Raw genomic sequence first — 17544 nt, forward strand, 5'->3', positions numbered from 1 at the left:
GCTAGCCGAAACTCCGAAGGAGACCAACTGATGACAGGAAGCACCACACCAGCTTCGGCCGGACGGACTCCGGCCACAGTGCTCGGTCGTGCCGGGGCCAGCGGGGCTGCCGTCGGGCTCTGGTACGCACTGCCCGATTATGTGGATCGGCGCCGGTCGCGGGTCCTGGCCAAGCTGGCGATCCTTGCAGGGGCGGGCGTCGTGTTCGCCCGTCGACAGGATCCGGATTCATCGCCGACTGCGCCGTCGGCAGTGGGAACGACGCCGGGGCGCGGCCCCGGGCCTCTGGATACCGCCGGCCAGGGGCAGCTCGCAGACGAAACGGCGGGAACCAGGGCCCGCCTCAAGAACCTGAACCCCGGGCTAGTGATCGGACTGGGTGCCACGATCCTGATAGTGGGCATCGGTGCGAACATCGCCACCGAACGCTGGATCCATCGGTTCGGCGAACGCCTCAAGGCCAACGGATCCAGCCGCCCCCATACGGCCATCGGTTTGATAGCCGGGAGTCTGACCGCCCTGGCGAGCCTGGATGATCTCCCGTCTCCACGGGAATGAGGAAAGTGACGATCTCACTCGTCTAAGATCATCACTTTCCATAACGGGGCCTAGTGCCAGCTTGCGGTGTCGGGGTCGATGCCGTGGTTGCGGGCGTTGGCATCGATGCTTTGACGGAACCATGCCGCAAGGCCGGTACGGACGCCGTCGTAGTGAGCAGCGAACGCCGGATCAGACTCATACATACGACCGAGACAGACCTGCATCTGTCGGGTGAGGGAAAAGTATGAGGCCGAGAACACTGCGCGGTGACGTTCCACGAGTAGCTGCGCTTCCGGGCTGCCAGGTGTGAAACCGGCCTGCATGGACTCCCCGAGGGAACGGTCGAGGTCGGCCATGGTATCGGCGATGGATTGCCATTCCGCCGGACTACGGGTGGCTGATTGCTCGGCATACTGCTGCCATTGGGGCGTGCCTTCGTAGCGTTGGCGGGCTTGGGCCGACCAGTCAGGGTTCCACCGCGGGCCGAAGATGGCCGTCTGTTCCTGGACGGTCAGCAGCAGGCCGTGCTCATGGGCGTCGATCATTCGATCCAGTCCGGCACCGAGCTGCTGGAGATGCTCGATCCTGTCGGCGACGTGCTGGCGTTGGGTGCGCAGGGCGGCCGGTACGTCCGTCGCTGAGTCGTCGAGGATGGCACGGATTCTTTCCAATCCGAGGCCGAGCTCGCGGTAGACGACGATTCTGTGGAGGCGTTCCAAATCAGCGGCGGTGTAGAGCCGGTATCCGGTAGGCGTGCTCAGCGAGGAGCGCGCCAGGCCAATCTCATCCCAGTGGTGTAGCGCGCGGATGGTTACGCCCAGTCGCGTCGCGGCCTGACCGACGGTCAGGCCATCGGCAGAAGTTGCCTCAGGCATGCTCCTGATTCTCCCCTGGACGGCCCTCCGAAGGGGTGATCCCGATATCTTCAAGATTCCGCGCCTCCTGGCTGGCCGGGTCAAAGGGCTTGGCCGCGGTGAAGACGACCCGGGCGTTCTCTGGGGTGATCACCTCGACATCACGAGTGTTCCACGGGGTATCTCGGGGTCCCGCGACCGAGCCAGGGCGCAAGGCGCGGCAGGCTTCAACCAAGGCATTGATCTGGCCCAGGACGCCCGCGAAACTGAAGCCGATGGCCGGGGGCTGGTCTGGAATGCTCCGCGCCTGGACGAGAAGCACGTCCTGGAAGGCCCACCGGCGCAGATGTACCAGCGTGCCGGGGATGCTGAAGAGTTCGAAGAACCCGAGTCCACGAATCCAGAAGTCCACGGATTCCTCCAAATCGCACGACGGAATCGTGACGAATGCGGGCATCCCATAGATGCCGCGGAAGGGTTCCGGCGGCACCGCTTCCGGTGTGGGTACGGGTACGGGGCTGATGTCGAATGCGTTGTAGTAGTCGCTCATGTACCCCAGCCTCCGGCCTCACGCTACGTGAGGGTCAAGCCGTCGCGCGAAAACACCCGTGGCCCGGCGGAAGACCGCCGGGCCACGGGTGTCAATGAGCTAACCGATCAGAAGTACTTCGGCAGCGTGCCCTCGTGGGCGGTGCGCAGTTCCTCCAGGGTGGCGCTGAACTGGCCCTGGATGTCCAGGGAATCCGAGGCAGCATCGACGATGCCCAGCCGGACCACCGGGAAATCCCGGGCGGTGGTCATGTCCTTGAAACGGACCTCCTCGGAGCGAGGCACGGCCACGACGGCGCGGGCCTGGGACTCGGAGAACAGGGCGGTGAACACATCGACGCCGTCCCGGTCGCAGAGATCCTGCAGGGCCACCCGGGCGCCGACGCCGTAGCGCAGCGACATCTCCACCAGGGCTGCCGCGAGGCCACCCTCGGAGAGGTCGTGGGCCGCGTCGATCATGCCGTCGCGTGAGGCGTTGACCAGCAGGTCGCCGAGCAGCTTCTCAGCAGCCAGGTCCACCGTCGGCGGCAGACCGCCCAGGTGTCCGCGCAGGTTCGCGAACTCCGAACCATCCAGCTCATCCGCCGTCGTCCCCATCAGGTAGATGGCCTGCCCGTCGGCGCTGGAGTGCCATCCCGAGGGGGTGCGGCGGGCGACGTCGTCGAACCTGCCCAGCACCGCGACCACCGGGGAGGGATGGATCGGGGTGGTGCCGGTCTGGTTGTAGAGCGAGACGTTGCCGCCGGTGACCGGGATGCCCAGTTCCATGCAGGCATCGGAGAGCCCGCGGATGGCCTCGGCCAATTGCCACATCACGTCAGGGTCCTCGGGGGAGCCGAAGTTCAGGCAGTCGGAGACGGCCAGCGGGACGGCCCCGGTGGTGGCCACGTTGCGGAACGCCTCGGCCAGGGCCAGCTGGGAGCCGTGGTACGGGTCCAGGTAGGCGTACCGGCCGTTGGCATCGGTGGCCAGGGCAACGCCCATCCCGGTTTCCTCATCCACGCGGACCACGCCGGCGTCATCGGGGGACGCCAGGGCCGTGTTGCCGCCGACGTAGCGGTCGAACTGGTTGGTGATCCAGGACTTGTCGCACATGTTCGGTGAGGCGACCAGCTCCAGGACGGCATCCTTGAGCTCCTCGCCCAGGCTCGGCAGGGTGAGCCCCGCCGGGGAGGCCCTGAACGTATCGGCCTGCAGGGCGTCCTGCCAGTCGGGGCGGGCATAGGGGCGGTCGTAGACCGGTCCGTCGTGGGCGACGGTGCGCGGATCCACGTCGACGATGACCTCGTCGTCCCAGGTGATGACCAGCCGTTCGGTGTCGGTGACCTCGCCGAGCCAGGAGTACTCCACGGCCCATTTGTCCATGACCGCTTCGAAGGCCTCGAGGTTTTCCGGGGAGACCACGGCCATCATGCGTTCCTGCGACTCGGACATCAGGATCTCGCCCGGGGTCAGCGTCGGATCGCGCAGCAGCACGTTGGTCAGTTCGACCCGCATGCCGCCGTCGCCGTTGGAGGCCAGTTCACTGGTGGCGCAGGAGATGCCCGCGGCGCCCAGGTCCTGGATGCCCTCGACGAGGGAGGCCTTGAACAGTTCCAGGCAGCACTCGATGAGCACCTTCTCGGCGAAGGGGTCACCGACCTGGACCGCGGGGCGCTTGGAGGGTTTGGTCGCATCGAAGGACTCGGAGGCCAGCACCGAGGCGCCACCGATCCCATCGCCGCCGGTACGGGCACCGAACAGGACGACCTTATTGCCCTTCCCGGAGGCGTTGGCCAGGCGGATGTCCTCATGGCGCATGACGCCCACGGCCAGCGCGTTCACCAGCGGGTTGCCCTGGTATACCGGGTCGAAGACCATTTCCCCGCCGATGTTCGGCAGGCCCAGCGAGTTGCCGTAGCCGCCGATCCCGGCGACGGCCCCGTGCATGACCCGGGCGGTGTCGGGGTGGTCGATGGCCCCGAAACGCAGCGGATCCATCACGGCCACCGGGCGGGCGCCCATGGAGATGATGTCGCGCACGATCCCGCCGATGCCCGTGGCCGCGCCCTGGTAGGGCTCCACGAAGGAGGGGGAGTTATGCGATTCGATCTTGAAGGTGACGGCCCAGCCATCGCCCAGGTTCGTGACCCCGGCGTTCTCGCCGATGCCCACGAGCAGGTCCTTCTTCATCTCATCGGTCACCTTGTCGCCGAATTGGCGCAGGTGGTTCTTGGAGGACTTATACGAGCAATGCTCGGACCACATGACCGAGTACATGGCCAGTTCCGCGCCGGTGGGGCGGCGGCCCAAAACATTCACGACGTCGTCGTACTCGTTCTGCTTCAGCCCCAATTCGGCCCACGGCAGCTCGGTGTCGGGGGTTGCCGCGGCGTTCTCCACGGTGTCGATGTTGAATTGCTGGCTCATTTGGTGCCTCCCACCAGGGTGCTCAGGACGGAGGAGAAGAAGCCCAGGCCGTCGGTTCCGGTGTGTGCGCCGGCGGCCGTCGTGGGGCCGAATCCTGCCTCGACCGCGTGTTCGGGGTGCGGCATGAGTCCGACGACGTTGCCGGCGGCATTGGTGATGCCGGCGATGTCGCGGCGCGAGCCGTTGGGGTTCCAGCCCACGTAGCGCAGGGCGACGCGGCCTTCGGCCTCCAGGGCGTCCAGGGTCTTCTCGTCGGCGACGTACTGCCCGTCCTGGTTCTTCAGCACCACGGTGATCTCCTCACCGGCGTCGTACTGGTTGGTCCACGCCGTGGTGTTGTTCTCCACCCGCAGGACCTGGTCCCGGCAGAGGAACTTCAGGTGGTCGTTCTTGATCATCGATCCGGGCAGCAGATGCGATTCGGTGAGGATCTGGAATCCGTTGCAGATGCCCAGCACGGGGAGCTTGGCCTCCGAATTCGCGGCGTCGATGATGCGGGACATCATCGGGGCGAATCGGGCGATGGCCCCGGCGCGCAGGTAGTCGCCATAGGAGAAGCCACCGGGGATGATGACGGCGTCGACGTCCGCGAGGGAGTCGTCTCCGTGCCAGAGGGCCACGGCTTCGGCGCCGGCCAGCCGCACGGCACGGGCGGCGTCGCGGTCATCGAGGGTGCCGGGGAAGGAGACGACGCCGATGCGGGCGCCGTTCAGGGTCGTGTCCGGCGCGCTGTAGTCGCCGATCAGGGGCAGTGAATCGTTGCTCATGCTTCGGTGACGACCTCGACGTTGACCACGTCTTCAATCACCGGGTTGGAGAGCAGGGTCTCGGCCGCGGTGCGGGCCTGGGCCAGGATCTGATCGGTCACCTCGCCGTCGACGGTCAGTTCGAAGCGTTTGCCCTGACGGACTGACGAAAAGGCGTCGAAGCCCAAACGGGGCAGTGCGCCCACGATGGCCTTGCCCTGGGGGTCGAGGATCTCTGGTTTGGGCATGACGTCAACAACGATGCGGGGCATCCGGGGTCTCCTGTGCGCGAGGTGGTTTGAGTACGCCTGCGGAGGTGCCGTCTCACGCCGGGCTGGAGGCGCTCCGCGAGCTTGCCCGATCAGTCTACCGGGTTCGGCGGGGCCCGCGGCCCGGGGTGACCCACCCCACGTATCCGCGTGAGGGTCCACGGTTTGCCCCTAGGCTGGGGCCATGGATGAGCAGCAGGATGCCGGTGCCGATTTCCCCGTGCTGGACGCCGATGCGCGCTGCCCCTGCCTGTCGGGCGAGGTCTTCGGCGCCTGCTGTGGGCCGGTGCACGCCGACCGTGCGGCAGGAGGTCCGGGGGCGGCGACGGCCGAGGCCCTGATGCGTTCGCGTTATAGCGCCTTCGTCACCGGGGACGCCGCCTACCTGCTGGCCAGTTGGCATCCCTCGACCCGGCCGGCGGAGCTGGACTTGGACCCGTCGATGAGCTGGCGGCGGCTGGACATCGTGGACACGGTCGCCGGAGGCCCCTTCGAGGGCACCGGGATCGTCGAGTTCGCCGCGCATTACCGCCAGGACGGCCGGCGCGGCGTCCAACGCGAACGCAGTACCTTCCTGCGCGAGGACGGACGCTGGTTCTACCTCGAGGCAGTGGCCGGCTAGGAGTCCTGTCCGGTCTTCCCGGCCGCCTTGGCCGTGGCCTTCGCGCGCCAATCGTCTTCGATCTCCTCCAGGGAGCGTCCCGCGGTTTCGGGGATGCGGGTGAGCACATACCAGAGCCCGAGCGCCGAGAGCAGGGCGAAGAGCAGGAAGACCACCCCGCCGAACTTCTCCAGGGCGACGGGGAAGGCGGCAGCGAAGATCGCGTTGAACAGGTATTGGGTGAACGTGATGACCCCGACGCCGATGGCGCGCATGCGCAGTGGCAGGATCTCCGGCACATAGAGCCAGAACACCGGGCCCAGGCCGAACCCGAAGGAGAAGGTGTAGACGAAGACCGCGGCGATGGAGAGGTATCCGGCGTCGGGGAGCAGCCACAGCCCGACCATGGCCACGGCCTGTCCGGCCATGCTCAGGGCCAGCATCTTGATCCGGCCCAGCTTGTCGATCAGCGGCAGGGACACCCCGGTGGAGATGACCAGGGCGATGCCGACACCGTAGTTGGCGACGGCCCCGGCATTGGAACCCATTGAGGTGATGTCGGCGAAGATGATCGGCGCGTAGTAGACGACGGCGTTGATCCCGGTGAAGACCTGGAAGAACGTCAGGACGAACAGGACCACCATGGCCGGGCGGGCGGAACGGAACAGCGTCCCGATCCCCGCGTCCTGCTGTTGGAGGCTGGCTTGGATGTCGTCCACTTCGGCCTGGGCGATCTCGTCGGTACCGCGCAGCTTCTTCAGGACCTTCAGCGCTTCCTGGCCCCGGCCCCGGGTGAGCAGCCAGCGCGGGCTGGCCGGGCTGAGCAGCATGCCGAAGAAGAAGATGATGGCGGGGAAGACCCCTGCCGCGAGGATCCACTGCCAGGACCCCGAATCGTGGAGCAGGTCCCCGACGATGTAGGCGCCGAGGATGCCGACGTTGACCGCCAGCTGGTACAGGCCGGTCAGCAGACCGCGAATCCGTGTGGGGGCCAGCTCGGAAAGGTAGATCAGGCCGAACATGTTGGCGATGCCCACGGCCAGGCCGAGGAAGAAACGGGCGAACATCAAAAACCCGATGTTCGGGGCCAGCCCGCAGGCGATGGACCCGACGATGAAGATCCCCGCCCCCACCAGCAGGATGTGCCGGCGGTCGAAGCGCCGTGAGGCGATGGTGCTGACCACGATGGCCGGCAAGGCGCCCCAGAGGAGCAGGGAGGTGACCAGCCCCTGGGTTTGGGCGTCGATGCCGAAGTCCTGGGTCAGCAGGGGCAGGGCCCCGGAGATCGCGCCCGAGTCGTAGCCGTAGAGCAGGCCGGAGAACCCGGCCAGGATGGCAATGAGGATGACCACCTTGGGGATCGCCTCGGTGGAATGATCTCTGGACGATGGCGCCTTGTTCTCAGCCATGGAGGTGCTCCTTTGCGGGCTACGTGTCGGCGGATTCGTTGGCCGGGGGGAGACTGCCTCCACATCGGCCGGAAGGCTCGGCCCGAAAGTAACGAACGACACAACACTAGAGGTCCTATGTCTGGATCGTCAAAACTGGCAATTCAGCACGGATTTACGAATTCATGCACAAATCACCGGAGTTACATAGGATGTTTTGCCGTCGGGTTAGCGGTCCAGGGTGACCGTACGCAGGTCCAACCGGCGTAGCACCCGATCCACCGCCTCGGGATCCGCCTCGGGTTCCCGGCGCATCGACAGCACCTCGCGCCGGGCTGCGTCGAGGGCCTCGCGTTGGACCTGGTCCATGGCCGCGAGGGTCTTTTTGACGATGCGCGCCTTCTCCGGGTCGTCGCCGAAATCGTGTTCGAGGATCCGGTGCAGCGAGGACATGCGACGGGCGAGCTTCTCGCGCCGTTCGGGGGAGAGCTTCTGCGCCGCCTCGGATTGCCTGACGGTGTCCATGGCCACCTCCTCGGCGCGGACGGCGATGGCCCGTTCGGCCCGTTCGGCCTTGGCCCGGTCGTCGGGCAGCTTCAGATGCCGCATCAGGGTCGGCAGGGTCAGCCCCGGGCCCACCAGGGTGACCAGCAGGACGGCGCAGGCGCAGGTGATGATGAAGTTGCGCCCCGGGAACGGGTCCCCGTTGTCCATCTCCAACGGGAGCGCCAAGGCCAGCGCCAGGGTGGCCAGACCCCGCATGCCGCACCAGCTGACCACGAGCACTTCCTTGAGCGAGCCCGGCACGCTGTTGCGCTTTTCGGTGCCCCCGACCTTGTACATCAACATCATCCAGCCGAAACGCACCAGCAGCACCGCGGCGCAGACGACCAGGATCCCGGGGATGAAGGCCATGATGCCCGCTCCTTCGTCCTCGAAGACGTAGCGCATCTCGATGCCCAGCAGGCCGAAGGCGACCCCGGTGGTCAGCATCTCCACCACGTCCCAGAAGGAGTTGCGGGTCAGGCGTTCGGCGGAATCCTGGGGGCGGGCCCGCCGGCCCAGTTCCAGGGCGGTGACCACGACGGCGACGACGCCCGAGCAATGGATCTCCTCGGCCAGGATGTAGACGGCGAAGGGGGCCACCAGGGTCGCGGCGGAGCGGGCCACCAGATCGGGGACGAAGCGGTTCAGTGTTCCCACGAGCCAGGCCATGGCCAGGCCCAGGACGACGGCTCCGGCGGCGCCGAGGAGGAAACGCGGGATCACATCCCAGCCGACGTCCCGGCCGCTGGCGGCCGCGGCCACGGCGGTCTGGAAGATGACGATGGCGGTGGCGTCGTTGAACAGCCCCTCGGTTTGTAGCACGGTGGTCAGCCTGCGGGGCATGCTGACCTTGGCGGCGACCGCCTCGACGGCCACGGGGTCCGGCGGGGCGACGATGGCGCCGAGCGCGATGGCCGCCGGCAGTCCCATGGAGGGGATCAGCAACCAGGTGGCCCCGGCGACGATGGCCACGGTCACGGCGATGAGCAGGACCGCCAGCAGCACCAAGGAACGCCAACGCAGCCGGAAGACCGCCCAGGAACTACGCTGGGCCACCGCATACAACAGCGGAGGCAGGAACAACGGAAGGATCATTTCCGCGTCGATGTGGATCTCGGGGATGAACGGCAGATAGGCCACCAGCGCCGAGAAGACGAGCATCAGCACCGGATAGGGCAATCTGATCCGCTCCCCGAGCCCGGCGACGAGCACCGTTCCGAACAGCAGGCCAACGAGCAGGATCAAGAATTCCATGGGTGTGTTCCTCCGGGCGCCAGTCTTTCACGCCGCGGGCCCGCCCGGGCCCTGAAATCGACCTGGGCGGTAATGAATCGGTGACTACCCGGGGGAGGGGGCAGTGCCTACTGGTCGCCGCTGGCCGTTCCGCGTCCCAGCAATGCCTCGGCGGACTTCCAGGCCGAGATCTTGCACCCGTTGCCCAGGGCGAAGGCACGTTGGACCGTCGTCTCGTTCAAGGTGCCCTCCACGATGGCCGTCTGTGGACCGGCCGACTCCTGGGTGCAGTCGGCATCCTTCTTCGCCTTCCCGGTCAGCACGGTCTTGCCGGGGCCGTCGAGGAAGGTGCAGGCCTCCTCGGCCTGAGGATGGTCGGTCCCCTTGCCGGGGACCCCTCCGGAACAGACGAGCCGGTACCGGTGGACTACATCCTCGCCATTGGAGGTGATGGTGATGGACAGATCGGCGTCCGTCCCCTCCTCCGGGCCCGCCGGTTGCTCGGTGGGCTCCGGGGCCGAGGACTCCGTGGCGGCAGTGGTCTGCGTTGGTTCGGAGTCGGGACTTTCGCCTGCGCAGCCGCTGAGCAGCAGCAATCCCAGTGCGGCGGCGGCCATCGTCGATAAGGTTCGTGCGGTCCAGCGGTTGGCTTGGTTCGTTTCCATCGTGCACCCCCGGTAGCGGTTGGTCGGACAAAGACCCTTAGGGGTGAATCTGCCACTCCCGGCGTCCGGTGTCCACTGTTCGGCGTCGGGGATTCATCGGCCGGGGGTCGGGACCGGCTCCGTTTCCGCGGCCGCGATCAGGTCGTCGGCGACGGCCAGCAGGCGAAGGCGCAGCCCGGTGGCCTGCTCGGCAAAACCCTGTTGCAGCCTCACGTATTCGGCCTTCCCGGCGGCGGTTTCGATACGGATCGGCGTATAGCCCCAGTCGCCCAGTTCGTAGGGGGAGGCCCGCATGTCCATGGTCCTGATGTCCCAGGCCAGTTCGAAGGTCGCCAGCAGCAGTTCCCCCGGAACCGCGGCCGAGAGCTTATAGGCCCATTTATAGAGGTCCATGTTCGCGTGCAGACAACCGGGCTGGTCCAGCGACGCCTGGTTCTCCCGGGTGGGCCGTTCCTCGTTCAGGCCCACGGCCTGCGGGGTGTAGAAGCGGAAGGCGTCAATATGGGTGCAGCGGATCCGGTGGCCTTCGACGACCTCGTCGGTGCCGGCGGCGCCCAGCCGCAGCGGTAGGTAGTCATGGCGTACCCCGTTCTCCTCCGATTTATACGCCATCGCCCATTCATGCAGACCGAAGCAGGAGAAGCGGGCGGGGTTCGAAGCCGCCCCGGCCAGGATCGACCGGGCGTGGGTGACGGTGCGGTGCCGTTCGGCCATGAAGGCCGCCGCGTCGAAGGTGACCCCCTCGCCGTGGGGCCGGTGGTGCCTCCACGTCAGCCGCTCGGCGGCCTGGTCGCCCAGCAGGACGACGCCGGTGCCCGGGTTCCAGCGCTGCAGCCGGCCGGGCTTCTCGGTGTAGTAGGTGAACAGGAAGTCCTCCACCGGATGTTTGCGCTGGGTGGAGCGACGCTGGAGGAATGGTGCGGCGAAGTGTTGGACCCGGTCACGGTGGGCCCGGGCGCGGGGGAGCCAGAGGTCCTCGGTCAGATGGGGCAGATCGGCTGGCATGGTCCCATTATCGCGTTCTCCCGCCCCCGGGACCGCATCGGCGGCGGGAGAGGGGAAAAACAACCGTGGAGTAGGATGGTGGGTCGGGGGGTTCCCGTGCCCCGGGTGCTTCCGTACCCGGCTCGAGGCCGGAATCCCGAGCCTGAAAGGGACACATGGACCATAAGCGGTTGCCCATAGTGAAGGACACCACCGGTTTGGGGATCGGATACAAGATCGGGTGGTGGTTGCAGTTCATGGGGTATTTCTTCTTCGGGCCCGCGGATCAGCTGCCCCACCTCGATCCACGCGAACGCCTGAAGCGTGAAAGGGCACGGCGGGTCCTGCGGGCCCACCGCAAGCGCGGGACCGACGCTCCGGATGAGGTACTGCTGGTCGCCGGCTCCGACTGAACCATCGAGGAGGCGGAGGGCTGGAAAGGACCGCCGGGCAAGGTTGTAGGATTGTTTGCATCCGACAAAACCGACCCCAGTGAGGAACCCCCATGCCCGCCTCGAGCCTCGAGCCGTTGCACCAGGAGTCCACTCCCTCGATCATCGCGCGCAAGATCCGCACCGCCATCGGCAACGGGGAGTTCGAGCCCGGAACACAACTGGGGGAAGCCGACCTGGCCGGGCGGCTGGGGGTCAGCCGGGGCCCGCTCCGCGAGGCGATGCAACGGTTGACCCAGGAGGGCCTGCTGATCAGCATCCGCAACCGGGGGCTCTTCGTCGTGGAACCGACCCCGGCGGATATCTCCGATATCTATCTCACCCGTACCGCCGTCGAACGCGGGGCCGCGCTGAAGATCATCGAACTGGACCGGACCGGAAGCGAGGCGGGGGCGGAGCTGTTGGCCATCGTGGAGAAGATGGCGGCCCTGGGGCCGGGAAGCGATCCTGCCGAACTGAGCCTGATCGACCTCTCCTTCCACGAGGCGATGGTCCGCTGGGCGTCCAGCAAACGGCTGACGCGGATCCACCGGACCCTGGTCACCGAAACCCGGATGTGCCTGGTCGCGCTCGAACAGGCCGAATACTCACTCCAGCACCGGGTGGATGAACACCGGCATATCGCCGAGGCCATCCTCGCCGGGGATGTCCCGGCGTTGCACCGGGCGCTGGCCGAACACATGGACAGCGCCATCGCCCAGCTGCTCGAGCCCCTGGCCGATGGGGCCGGCACCGACTGAGCCCCCTGCCCCGAAGACACCACGAACCGAAAAAAGGGAGGGTGTGCGCCGCGGCGCACACCCTCCATTTCCGAGCTGTCTTCCTACTGCGCCATGGCCTTGCCCGCGTCGGCCTTGGTCCGGTTGACCTGGACCCACTTCCTGGACGGCCAGCCGACCGATCCGGGATCGCCGGGCAGATCCTCGCCACGCAGTGACGCCTGGGACGTCTCCCGCATGCACAGGATAGCGATGAAGCCGACTATGCCGGCCAGCGACATGTAGATCCCCGGCACCAACACGTTTCCGGTGATATCGATCAACTCGTTGGTCAGTGTCTGCGAGGGGCCCGCAATGAACGCCACGGAGAAGTTGTAGCCGATCGCGAAGCCCGTATAGCGCACATTCGTGGGGAATAGTGCCGGCAAGGTGGAGGACACCGAGGCGACCAGGATGACCAGCAGGGCGCCCAGCACGGCCAGACCGATGAACTGCAGGAACAGGTTGTCGATCCCCAGCAACACCATCGCCGGAACGGCCAAGAGAATATACCCGCCAGCAGCGGTCAGGAGCAGGGGTTTGCGTCCGATCCGGTCCGAGAGGGCGCCCATGAACGGGATCACCACCAGCATGACGACCATGATCGCCACCAGCATCCAGTTGCCCTGGGCGGTACTGTGACCTAACTGTTCGGACATGTAGGTGGGCATGTAGCCGAGGATCAGGTAGAAGGCGACGTTGAGCAGGACGACGAACCCGCCCAGGATGAGCACTTCGCGCCACTGGGTGCGCAGGGTGTGGCGGATTGGGGTTTTGGAGGTTTCCTGGCTATCGGAGGCTTCGGAGAAGACTGCTGCTTCGCCCAGCTTCGTCCGGATGTACAGGGCGGTCAGCCCCAGGGGGATGGTCATCAGGAAGGGCAGACGCCACCAGCCGGCGAGCATTCCGTCGTCACCGACGATCGTGATCAGTGCGGTGCAGACCGTGGCCGAGAGGATGAAGCCCACCATCGTGCCGAATTCCAGGAACGAGCCCAGGAAACCGCGACGCTGATCGGGGGCGCATTCGGCCATGTAGACCGCAGCGCCACCATATTCGCCGCCAGCCGAGAAGCCCTGGACCATGCGGCAGAGCAACAGCAGCAGCGGAGCCGCCAAACCGATCGTCTGGATGGTGGGCAGCAGGCCGATGACGCCGGTGGCGGTGGTCATCATCAACACGGTCAGGACCATGACCTTCTGCCGGCCGAATTTATCGCCCAGCGGGCCCAAGATCAGACCGCCCAAGGGGCGGACGAGGAAGGACATCGCCAAGGTGGCCAGGGCGAGGGTGACTCCCAGCCCGCCGTCACCCTCTTCGGAGCCGAAGAAGTTCACTGCCATGTAGATGGTCAGGTAGCCGTAGACGCCGTAGTCGAACCACTCGACCGCGTTGCCCAGTGCCGAACCCAGGATGGAGCGGTGCAGGCTATCCTTGGCTTCCTGCGTCTGGGGCTCGGCGCCCGGGGCATTGGGGTCCTCCATCGTCATTGCGCCGGATGATCCCTGGGGTTGTTCGCTCATGATCGTTTGCCTTTCGGCCGTCGGTGGGCTAGGCGCCTGATGCGCCGTTATCGGGGTTCAGCAAGGTGGATATCAGCATGCCATATGCGCGCGTTGCCGCCACAACTTCGGAGACACGAACTGATTCGTTCGGTTGGTGTGCCTCGTCGTTGAGCTCGCCCGGACCCAGCACGATGCTCGGAATCCCGAAATCGCGGGAAATGAACCCGCCATCACAGGAGGCGCTCCATCCCGAGATGCTGGTCTCCACCCCGGCGTCGGCCAAAGCGCCGACGGCCGCGGTGACCAGCGGATGGTCCGGATCGGTGCGGAATCCCGGCATCTCCATGGTGGTGTTGACCTGGACGGAAATCCCGTCCCCGGTGATGCCCGCCGCCTCGATGCCCGCGACCAGCTCCTCACGGATGGCCGTGGTGTCTTCACCGGGCATGAGCCGGCGGTCGAACCATAGATGGGCTTCGGGGGCGACCATCGAGGTGCCCCGCCCCCCGGAGATCATGCCGGTGTTCCAGGTGGCGTACCCCAGCAGCGGGTCGTTTTCGGCCCGCAGGCGCTCCTGGTCGGCGGTGACGAGGTTGCAGATCCGCACGGCCGCGTCGATCGCATTGCGCCCATCGCTGGGCCGTCCGGAGTGGGCGGCCTGTCCGGTCACCTCGACCTCCAGATAGGAATCCCCCCGGCAGGCGATGACCGTTTCCAGATCGGTCGGTTCGGCGACGATGCAGCCGAGGTAACGGTGTTCCAGTCCGTCGGCGACCAAGGCCCGGATCCCGGCCCCGGTCTCCTCCTCGTCGACCAGGCAGGCCAGAGTCACCGGACCGGCGAGCCGGGTTCCGGCCTCGTGCAGCATGGTCATGGAGGTCAGCACGGCCGCCAGGCCGCCCTTCATGTCGGTGGCGCCGCGGCCGAAGAGCCGGCCGTCGGCCTCATAGGCGTCGAAGGGCTCGCGGTCCCAGCCGTCCCCGACGGGGACGACGTCGGAGTGGCCCAGGAAGAGCAGTCCGTCCCCGTCCCCGCCGGGCAGGGTGATGAACACATTCGGCCGGCCCGGCTCGACCTCCCGGGTCCTGACCTGCAGGCCCCGCCGCTTCGCTTCGGCGACCAGGGCCTCCACGGTGGCCTGTTCGGTGCCTCCGGGGTTCACCCCGCCGGCGTTGATCAGCTCGATCGTCAGGGCAGTCAGGGCCGGGGCATCGACCTGCCACGCAGTGCTCCCGGTGGCCGTGTCCGTCATTCAGCCACGCCCCGACGCCGGCGCGGAGCCGGTGGCGGCGGCATCGGGCTGCCGGGTTTCCTCCAGGGCGAGATCCAGTGCGGCGGCCAGGCGTTGGACGCCGACGTCGGTGCGCTCGGGCCCGGTGGAGGCGAAGCACACCCGGAAGGCCGAGGCGAAGCGGCCCCCTGCCGACAGGGCCGGGCCCGGGATGAAGGCCACGCCTTCGGCCAGGGCGATCTCGAACAGCCGGCGGGTGTCCACTGCCGCGTCCTCCCCGGTGAGGGTGACCCAGAGGAAGAAGCCCCCGTCCGGATGCGTCGTGCGGATCCGTCCGCCCAGGTTCTTTTCCAGGCTCGCCTGCATCGCGTCGCGCCGGGCGTGGTACTCCCCGCGCAGGAAGGCCAGGTGCTCGTCGAGGATCCCGCGGCGCAGGTATTCGGCCACCACATGCTGGGCCGGGACGTTGGTACAGGTGTCCATCGCCTGCTTGGCGTTGATGATGAGCTGCTGCAGCGAAGGATCGGCGTCGATCCAGCCCACCCGCAGCCCCGGAGCCAAGATCTTGGAGAACGTCCTGACCGAGAACACCAGCGGGTCGTTGTCGCTGAGTTGGCGGAACCCGGGCAGGTCCTCGCCGGCGAAGCGCAGCAGTCCGTAGGGGTCGTCGTCGATGATGACCGCCGCCCAGCGGCGGGCCAGCCCGATGAGGCGTTCCCGCCGTTCCACCGAGAGCGTGGTGCCCGAGGGGTTCTGGAAGTTCGGGATCGTGTAGATCGCCTTGGGGGTGCGGCCGGCGGCGTCGACGAGGCGTTCGAGCTCGTCGATGTCCATCCCGTCCGCATCCATCGGCACCTCGAGCAGTTCGGCCCCGTAGCTCAGTGCGGTGGCCGACCCGTTGGTGTAGGTCGGGGATTCGACGATGACCAGATCGCCCGGATCGACGAAGAGCTTGCAGGCGATGTCCAGGCCCTGCATGCCGCCGGAAGTGATGCTGATCCGTTCGGGGCTGGTGGGCTCCGCCGTGGTGCCCAGGTAGTCGACCAGTGCCTTGACCAGGCGGGGTTCCCCCTCGGAGGCGCCGTAGGTGAAGGAGGAGGCGTCGTGGACGCTGGCGGCGATCTCGGTGAACGTGTCCACCGGAACGAACTCGTCCGCCGGGGCGCCCATGGCGAAACGGATGATGTCGTGCTTCTGGGCGGCGAGCAGCGAGGTGCTTGAGTCGATGACGGAGCCCACGAGGTTCTCGGCGCGGCCGGCGAGTGGCAGGTTCACGGTGGTCATGGTGTCTCCTTCGGGGGGTTTTCGGTGTCGCTGTCGTCTTCGAGGGCGTCCAGCGGAGGGCTGGTGGGACGGGCCGGGTCGCTATCGGCGGCCTCGGCGTTTCGTGCCACGATGTTCATCGAACCGGTCAGGGTCGATTCGTCGGGAGTGGTGAACCCGAAGCGGGGGGTGGCCGGACGGCGTGGTTCGTTCGTCGGAGGGGTCATCCCGGGCAGGCCGGGGGCATTGGAGATCGCGCGCTCGCCGGGGTTGCCGAGCACGTTGATCGACTCCGCCGCCTCGTGGCCGGCCTTGCCGGCGGGAACGAGCCCGCGGGGGAAGGACGTGAAAGTCTCGACCCCGGTATCGGTGACCCGGATGGCCTCGGAGACCTCGTAGCCGTAGCCGTCCATCCACATGCCACACATCAGGTGGAACGTCATGTTCTCGGCCAGCAGGGTCTGGTCCTCGCTGCGCAACGAGATCGTCCGCTCGCCCCAGTCCGGGGGGTAGCCGACCCCGATGGAGTAACCGATGCGCGAGGCCTTCTCGTAGCCGTATTCGAAGAGCGTGCGGTTGAAGACCTGCGAAAGCTCCTGCACCGGAGCCCCGGGATGTACCGTTTCCAACACCGCGGCCAACGCATGGTCGGTGGCCTGGGCCAGATGCGCCAGCTGGGCGGTGGGCGTGCCGGTCATGAACGTCCTGGCCATGGGTACGTGGTAGCGCTGGTAGGCCCCCGCCAGCTCCACGATCATCGCCTGGTCCTTCTCGAGCGGCTCGTTGTTCCAGGTCAGATGCGGGGTATCGGCCGACTCGCCGGTGGGGAGCATGGGCACGATGGCGGTGTAGTCACCACCGAACTCCTCCGTGCCACGGATCTGGGCGTTGGTGATGGCCGCGGCGACATCGCACTGCCGGGCGCCGACTTCGATGGCGTCCTGGGCCGCGTGCATGGCCATGTTGGTGACCACCGCCGCATGGCGCATCAGCTGGATCTCCGCCGGCGATTTGATCGCCCGGACCCAGTTGACCAGTTCGAAGCAGTCCACCAGCGTCCACTCCGGCAGAGCGTTGACCAGCGACCGGTATCCCTTGGGGGAGAAGAAGTGGGCGTCCATCTCCAACCCCACGCAGCCCCTCGTGGCCGGGGCGATGAGGTACCTGGCGCGCAGGGCGTAGGCGACCCAGTCGAAGGGGTGCAGGTGTGGGCGGTGGACGTAGCGTTCGGGGTATCCGACGATGTTGTCCGAATCCAGCCAGGTGGTGCGGAACGCGCCGTTGGCGTCCATCTCACGGGTAAACAGGATCATGTCCCCTTCCATGGGGACGAAGACCATCTGCGGGGTGTAGAACGACCAGGCGTTGTACCCCGTCAGATAGTAGATGTTCGCCGGGTCGGTGACGATCAGCGCACTGAGTCCCTGGTCCTGCATGCGCACCCGTGCCGCGGCCAATCGTGCGGCATACTCCTCGGTGGTGAAGAGCATTGGTGCGAAGCCCGTCTGTACCATTCAAGCTCCTTAAAAACCCATCGTAGATTGTCTACAA

The 17544-nt window shown here is 66.9% G+C and carries 17 protein-coding genes; 4 read left to right on the forward strand and 13 right to left on the reverse strand.

What is annotated here, in order from left to right; translation table 11 throughout:
* Positions 1-30: 30 nt before the first annotated feature.
* Entirely contained in the window at positions 31-558 is a 528-nt protein-coding gene (locus ACT3S2_RS06650) for a hypothetical protein (RefSeq protein WP_444554499.1), read from the forward strand.
* A 50-nt stretch (positions 559-608) separates the two neighbouring features.
* Here the strand turns inward: ACT3S2_RS06650 and ACT3S2_RS06655 are convergent, their stop codons facing one another.
* From ACT3S2_RS06655 to purS, 5 genes are all read right to left on the reverse strand, one after another.
* Complete coding sequence (locus tag ACT3S2_RS06655; RefSeq protein ID WP_444554500.1) at positions 609-1415, reverse strand: MerR family transcriptional regulator; 807 nt, start codon at positions 1413-1415, stop codon at positions 609-611.
* The gene (locus ACT3S2_RS06660; protein ID WP_444554501.1) at positions 1408-1944 is read right to left on the reverse strand and encodes a VOC family protein; all 537 of its coding nucleotides are present in this window, start codon (positions 1942-1944) and stop codon (positions 1408-1410) included. The genes ACT3S2_RS06655 and ACT3S2_RS06660 overlap by 8 nt, the downstream gene beginning before the upstream one ends.
* A 107-nt stretch (positions 1945-2051) precedes the next feature.
* Positions 2052-4352, reverse strand: a complete 2301-nt coding sequence (gene purL / locus ACT3S2_RS06665) for a phosphoribosylformylglycinamidine synthase subunit PurL (RefSeq protein ID WP_444554502.1) — start codon at positions 4350-4352, stop codon at positions 2052-2054.
* Positions 4349-5119, reverse strand: coding sequence for a phosphoribosylformylglycinamidine synthase subunit PurQ (purQ, locus tag ACT3S2_RS06670; RefSeq protein WP_444554503.1), 771 nt, complete (start codon positions 5117-5119; stop codon positions 4349-4351). Before purQ ends, purL begins: the two co-directional genes overlap by 4 nt.
* On the reverse strand, positions 5116-5370 hold the full coding sequence (purS, locus tag ACT3S2_RS06675) for a phosphoribosylformylglycinamidine synthase subunit PurS (protein WP_444554504.1): 255 nt from the start codon (positions 5368-5370) through the stop codon (positions 5116-5118). Before purS ends, purQ begins: the two co-directional genes overlap by 4 nt.
* Before the next feature lie 181 nt (positions 5371-5551).
* On the opposite strand from purS, the gene ACT3S2_RS06680 reads away from it, so the two are divergent.
* On the forward strand, positions 5552-5989 hold the full coding sequence (locus tag ACT3S2_RS06680) for a YchJ family protein (protein ID WP_444554505.1): 438 nt from the start codon (positions 5552-5554) through the stop codon (positions 5987-5989).
* Here ACT3S2_RS06680 and ACT3S2_RS06685 read toward each other — a convergent pair.
* The 4 genes from ACT3S2_RS06685 to ACT3S2_RS06700 all read right to left on the reverse strand — a co-directional run bounded on the left by ACT3S2_RS06685 (position 5986) and on the right by ACT3S2_RS06700 (position 10805).
* Complete coding sequence (locus ACT3S2_RS06685; RefSeq protein WP_444561448.1) at positions 5986-7377, reverse strand: sugar porter family MFS transporter; 1392 nt, start codon at positions 7375-7377, stop codon at positions 5986-5988. The genes ACT3S2_RS06680 and ACT3S2_RS06685 overlap by 4 nt on opposite strands.
* A gap of 207 nt (positions 7378-7584) precedes the next feature.
* Positions 7585-9156: a Na+/H+ antiporter gene (locus ACT3S2_RS06690; RefSeq protein ID WP_444554513.1), complete on the reverse strand. Its 1572-nt coding sequence runs from the start codon at positions 9154-9156 to the stop codon at positions 7585-7587.
* A gap of 107 nt (positions 9157-9263) precedes the next feature.
* Entirely contained in the window at positions 9264-9800 is a 537-nt protein-coding gene (locus tag ACT3S2_RS06695; protein ID WP_444554514.1) for a serine protease inhibitor, read from the reverse strand.
* A gap of 93 nt (positions 9801-9893) precedes the next feature.
* The gene (locus ACT3S2_RS06700) at positions 9894-10805 is read right to left on the reverse strand and encodes a 3-methyladenine DNA glycosylase (protein WP_444554515.1); all 912 of its coding nucleotides are present in this window, start codon (positions 10803-10805) and stop codon (positions 9894-9896) included.
* Between the two features lie 179 nt (positions 10806-10984).
* Here ACT3S2_RS06700 and ACT3S2_RS06705 point away from each other — a divergent pair, with 179 nt between their 5' ends.
* Positions 10985-11197, forward strand: a complete 213-nt coding sequence (locus tag ACT3S2_RS06705) for a hypothetical protein (RefSeq protein WP_444561459.1) — start codon at positions 10985-10987, stop codon at positions 11195-11197.
* Positions 11198-11289: 92 nt separating this feature from the next.
* A complete protein-coding gene (locus ACT3S2_RS06710) occupies positions 11290-11976 on the forward strand; it encodes a GntR family transcriptional regulator (RefSeq protein WP_444554517.1) in 687 nt (228 codons plus the stop codon).
* Between the two features lie 83 nt (positions 11977-12059).
* Here the strand turns inward: ACT3S2_RS06710 and ACT3S2_RS06715 are convergent, their stop codons facing one another.
* From ACT3S2_RS06715 to ACT3S2_RS06730, 4 genes are read right to left on the reverse strand one after another with little or no spacing between them, the layout of a single operon-like run.
* Positions 12060-13517: an MFS transporter gene (locus ACT3S2_RS06715; RefSeq protein ID WP_444554518.1), complete on the reverse strand. Its 1458-nt coding sequence runs from the start codon at positions 13515-13517 to the stop codon at positions 12060-12062.
* Positions 13518-13545: 28 nt separating this feature from the next.
* Positions 13546-14751, reverse strand: a complete 1206-nt coding sequence (locus ACT3S2_RS06720) for a M20 family metallopeptidase (RefSeq protein WP_444554519.1) — start codon at positions 14749-14751, stop codon at positions 13546-13548.
* The gene (locus tag ACT3S2_RS06725; protein WP_444554520.1) at positions 14752-16014 is read right to left on the reverse strand and encodes an aminotransferase-like domain-containing protein; all 1263 of its coding nucleotides are present in this window, start codon (positions 16012-16014) and stop codon (positions 14752-14754) included.
* A complete protein-coding gene (locus ACT3S2_RS06730; protein WP_444554521.1) occupies positions 16011-17507 on the reverse strand; it encodes a M24 family metallopeptidase in 1497 nt (498 codons plus the stop codon). Before ACT3S2_RS06730 ends, ACT3S2_RS06725 begins: the two co-directional genes overlap by 4 nt.
* Between the last annotated feature and the right edge of the window lie 37 nt (positions 17508-17544).

Origin of the sequence: Arthrobacter sp. AOP36-A1-22 (assembly GCF_052377615.1) — a bacterium.
In the GTDB taxonomy this organism is placed as follows: domain Bacteria; phylum Actinomycetota; class Actinomycetes; order Actinomycetales; family Micrococcaceae; genus Arthrobacter_H.

What these genes read in the sequence shown, in the direction of transcription:
- ACT3S2_RS06650 (WP_444554499.1), top strand. Translation starts at nt 31, where the DNA reads ATGACAGGAAGCACCACACCAGCTTCGGCCGGACGGACTCCGGCCACA.
- ACT3S2_RS06725 (WP_444554520.1), bottom strand. Translation starts at nt 16,014, where the DNA reads ATGACCACCGTGAACCTGCCACTCGCCGGCCGCGCCGAGAACCTCGTG.
- purL (WP_444554502.1), bottom strand. Translation starts at nt 4,352, where the DNA reads ATGAGCCAGCAATTCAACATCGACACCGTGGAGAACGCCGCGGCAACC.
- ACT3S2_RS06690 (WP_444554513.1), bottom strand. Translation starts at nt 9,156, where the DNA reads ATGGAATTCTTGATCCTGCTCGTTGGCCTGCTGTTCGGAACGGTGCTC.
- purS (WP_444554504.1), bottom strand. Translation starts at nt 5,370, where the DNA reads ATGCCCCGCATCGTTGTTGACGTCATGCCCAAACCAGAGATCCTCGAC.
- purQ (WP_444554503.1), bottom strand. Translation starts at nt 5,119, where the DNA reads ATGAGCAACGATTCACTGCCCCTGATCGGCGACTACAGCGCGCCGGAC.
- ACT3S2_RS06660 (WP_444554501.1), bottom strand. Translation starts at nt 1,944, where the DNA reads ATGAGCGACTACTACAACGCATTCGACATCAGCCCCGTACCCGTACCC.
- ACT3S2_RS06680 (WP_444554505.1), top strand. Translation starts at nt 5,552, where the DNA reads ATGGATGAGCAGCAGGATGCCGGTGCCGATTTCCCCGTGCTGGACGCC.
- ACT3S2_RS06710 (WP_444554517.1), top strand. Translation starts at nt 11,290, where the DNA reads ATGCCCGCCTCGAGCCTCGAGCCGTTGCACCAGGAGTCCACTCCCTCG.
- ACT3S2_RS06695 (WP_444554514.1), bottom strand. Translation starts at nt 9,800, where the DNA reads ATGGAAACGAACCAAGCCAACCGCTGGACCGCACGAACCTTATCGACG.
- ACT3S2_RS06655 (WP_444554500.1), bottom strand. Translation starts at nt 1,415, where the DNA reads ATGCCTGAGGCAACTTCTGCCGATGGCCTGACCGTCGGTCAGGCCGCG.
- ACT3S2_RS06715 (WP_444554518.1), bottom strand. Translation starts at nt 13,517, where the DNA reads ATGAGCGAACAACCCCAGGGATCATCCGGCGCAATGACGATGGAGGAC.
- ACT3S2_RS06730 (WP_444554521.1), bottom strand. Translation starts at nt 17,507, where the DNA reads ATGGTACAGACGGGCTTCGCACCAATGCTCTTCACCACCGAGGAGTAT.
- ACT3S2_RS06685 (WP_444561448.1), bottom strand. Translation starts at nt 7,377, where the DNA reads ATGGCTGAGAACAAGGCGCCATCGTCCAGAGATCATTCCACCGAGGCG.
- ACT3S2_RS06720 (WP_444554519.1), bottom strand. Translation starts at nt 14,751, where the DNA reads ATGACGGACACGGCCACCGGGAGCACTGCGTGGCAGGTCGATGCCCCG.
- ACT3S2_RS06700 (WP_444554515.1), bottom strand. Translation starts at nt 10,805, where the DNA reads ATGCCAGCCGATCTGCCCCATCTGACCGAGGACCTCTGGCTCCCCCGC.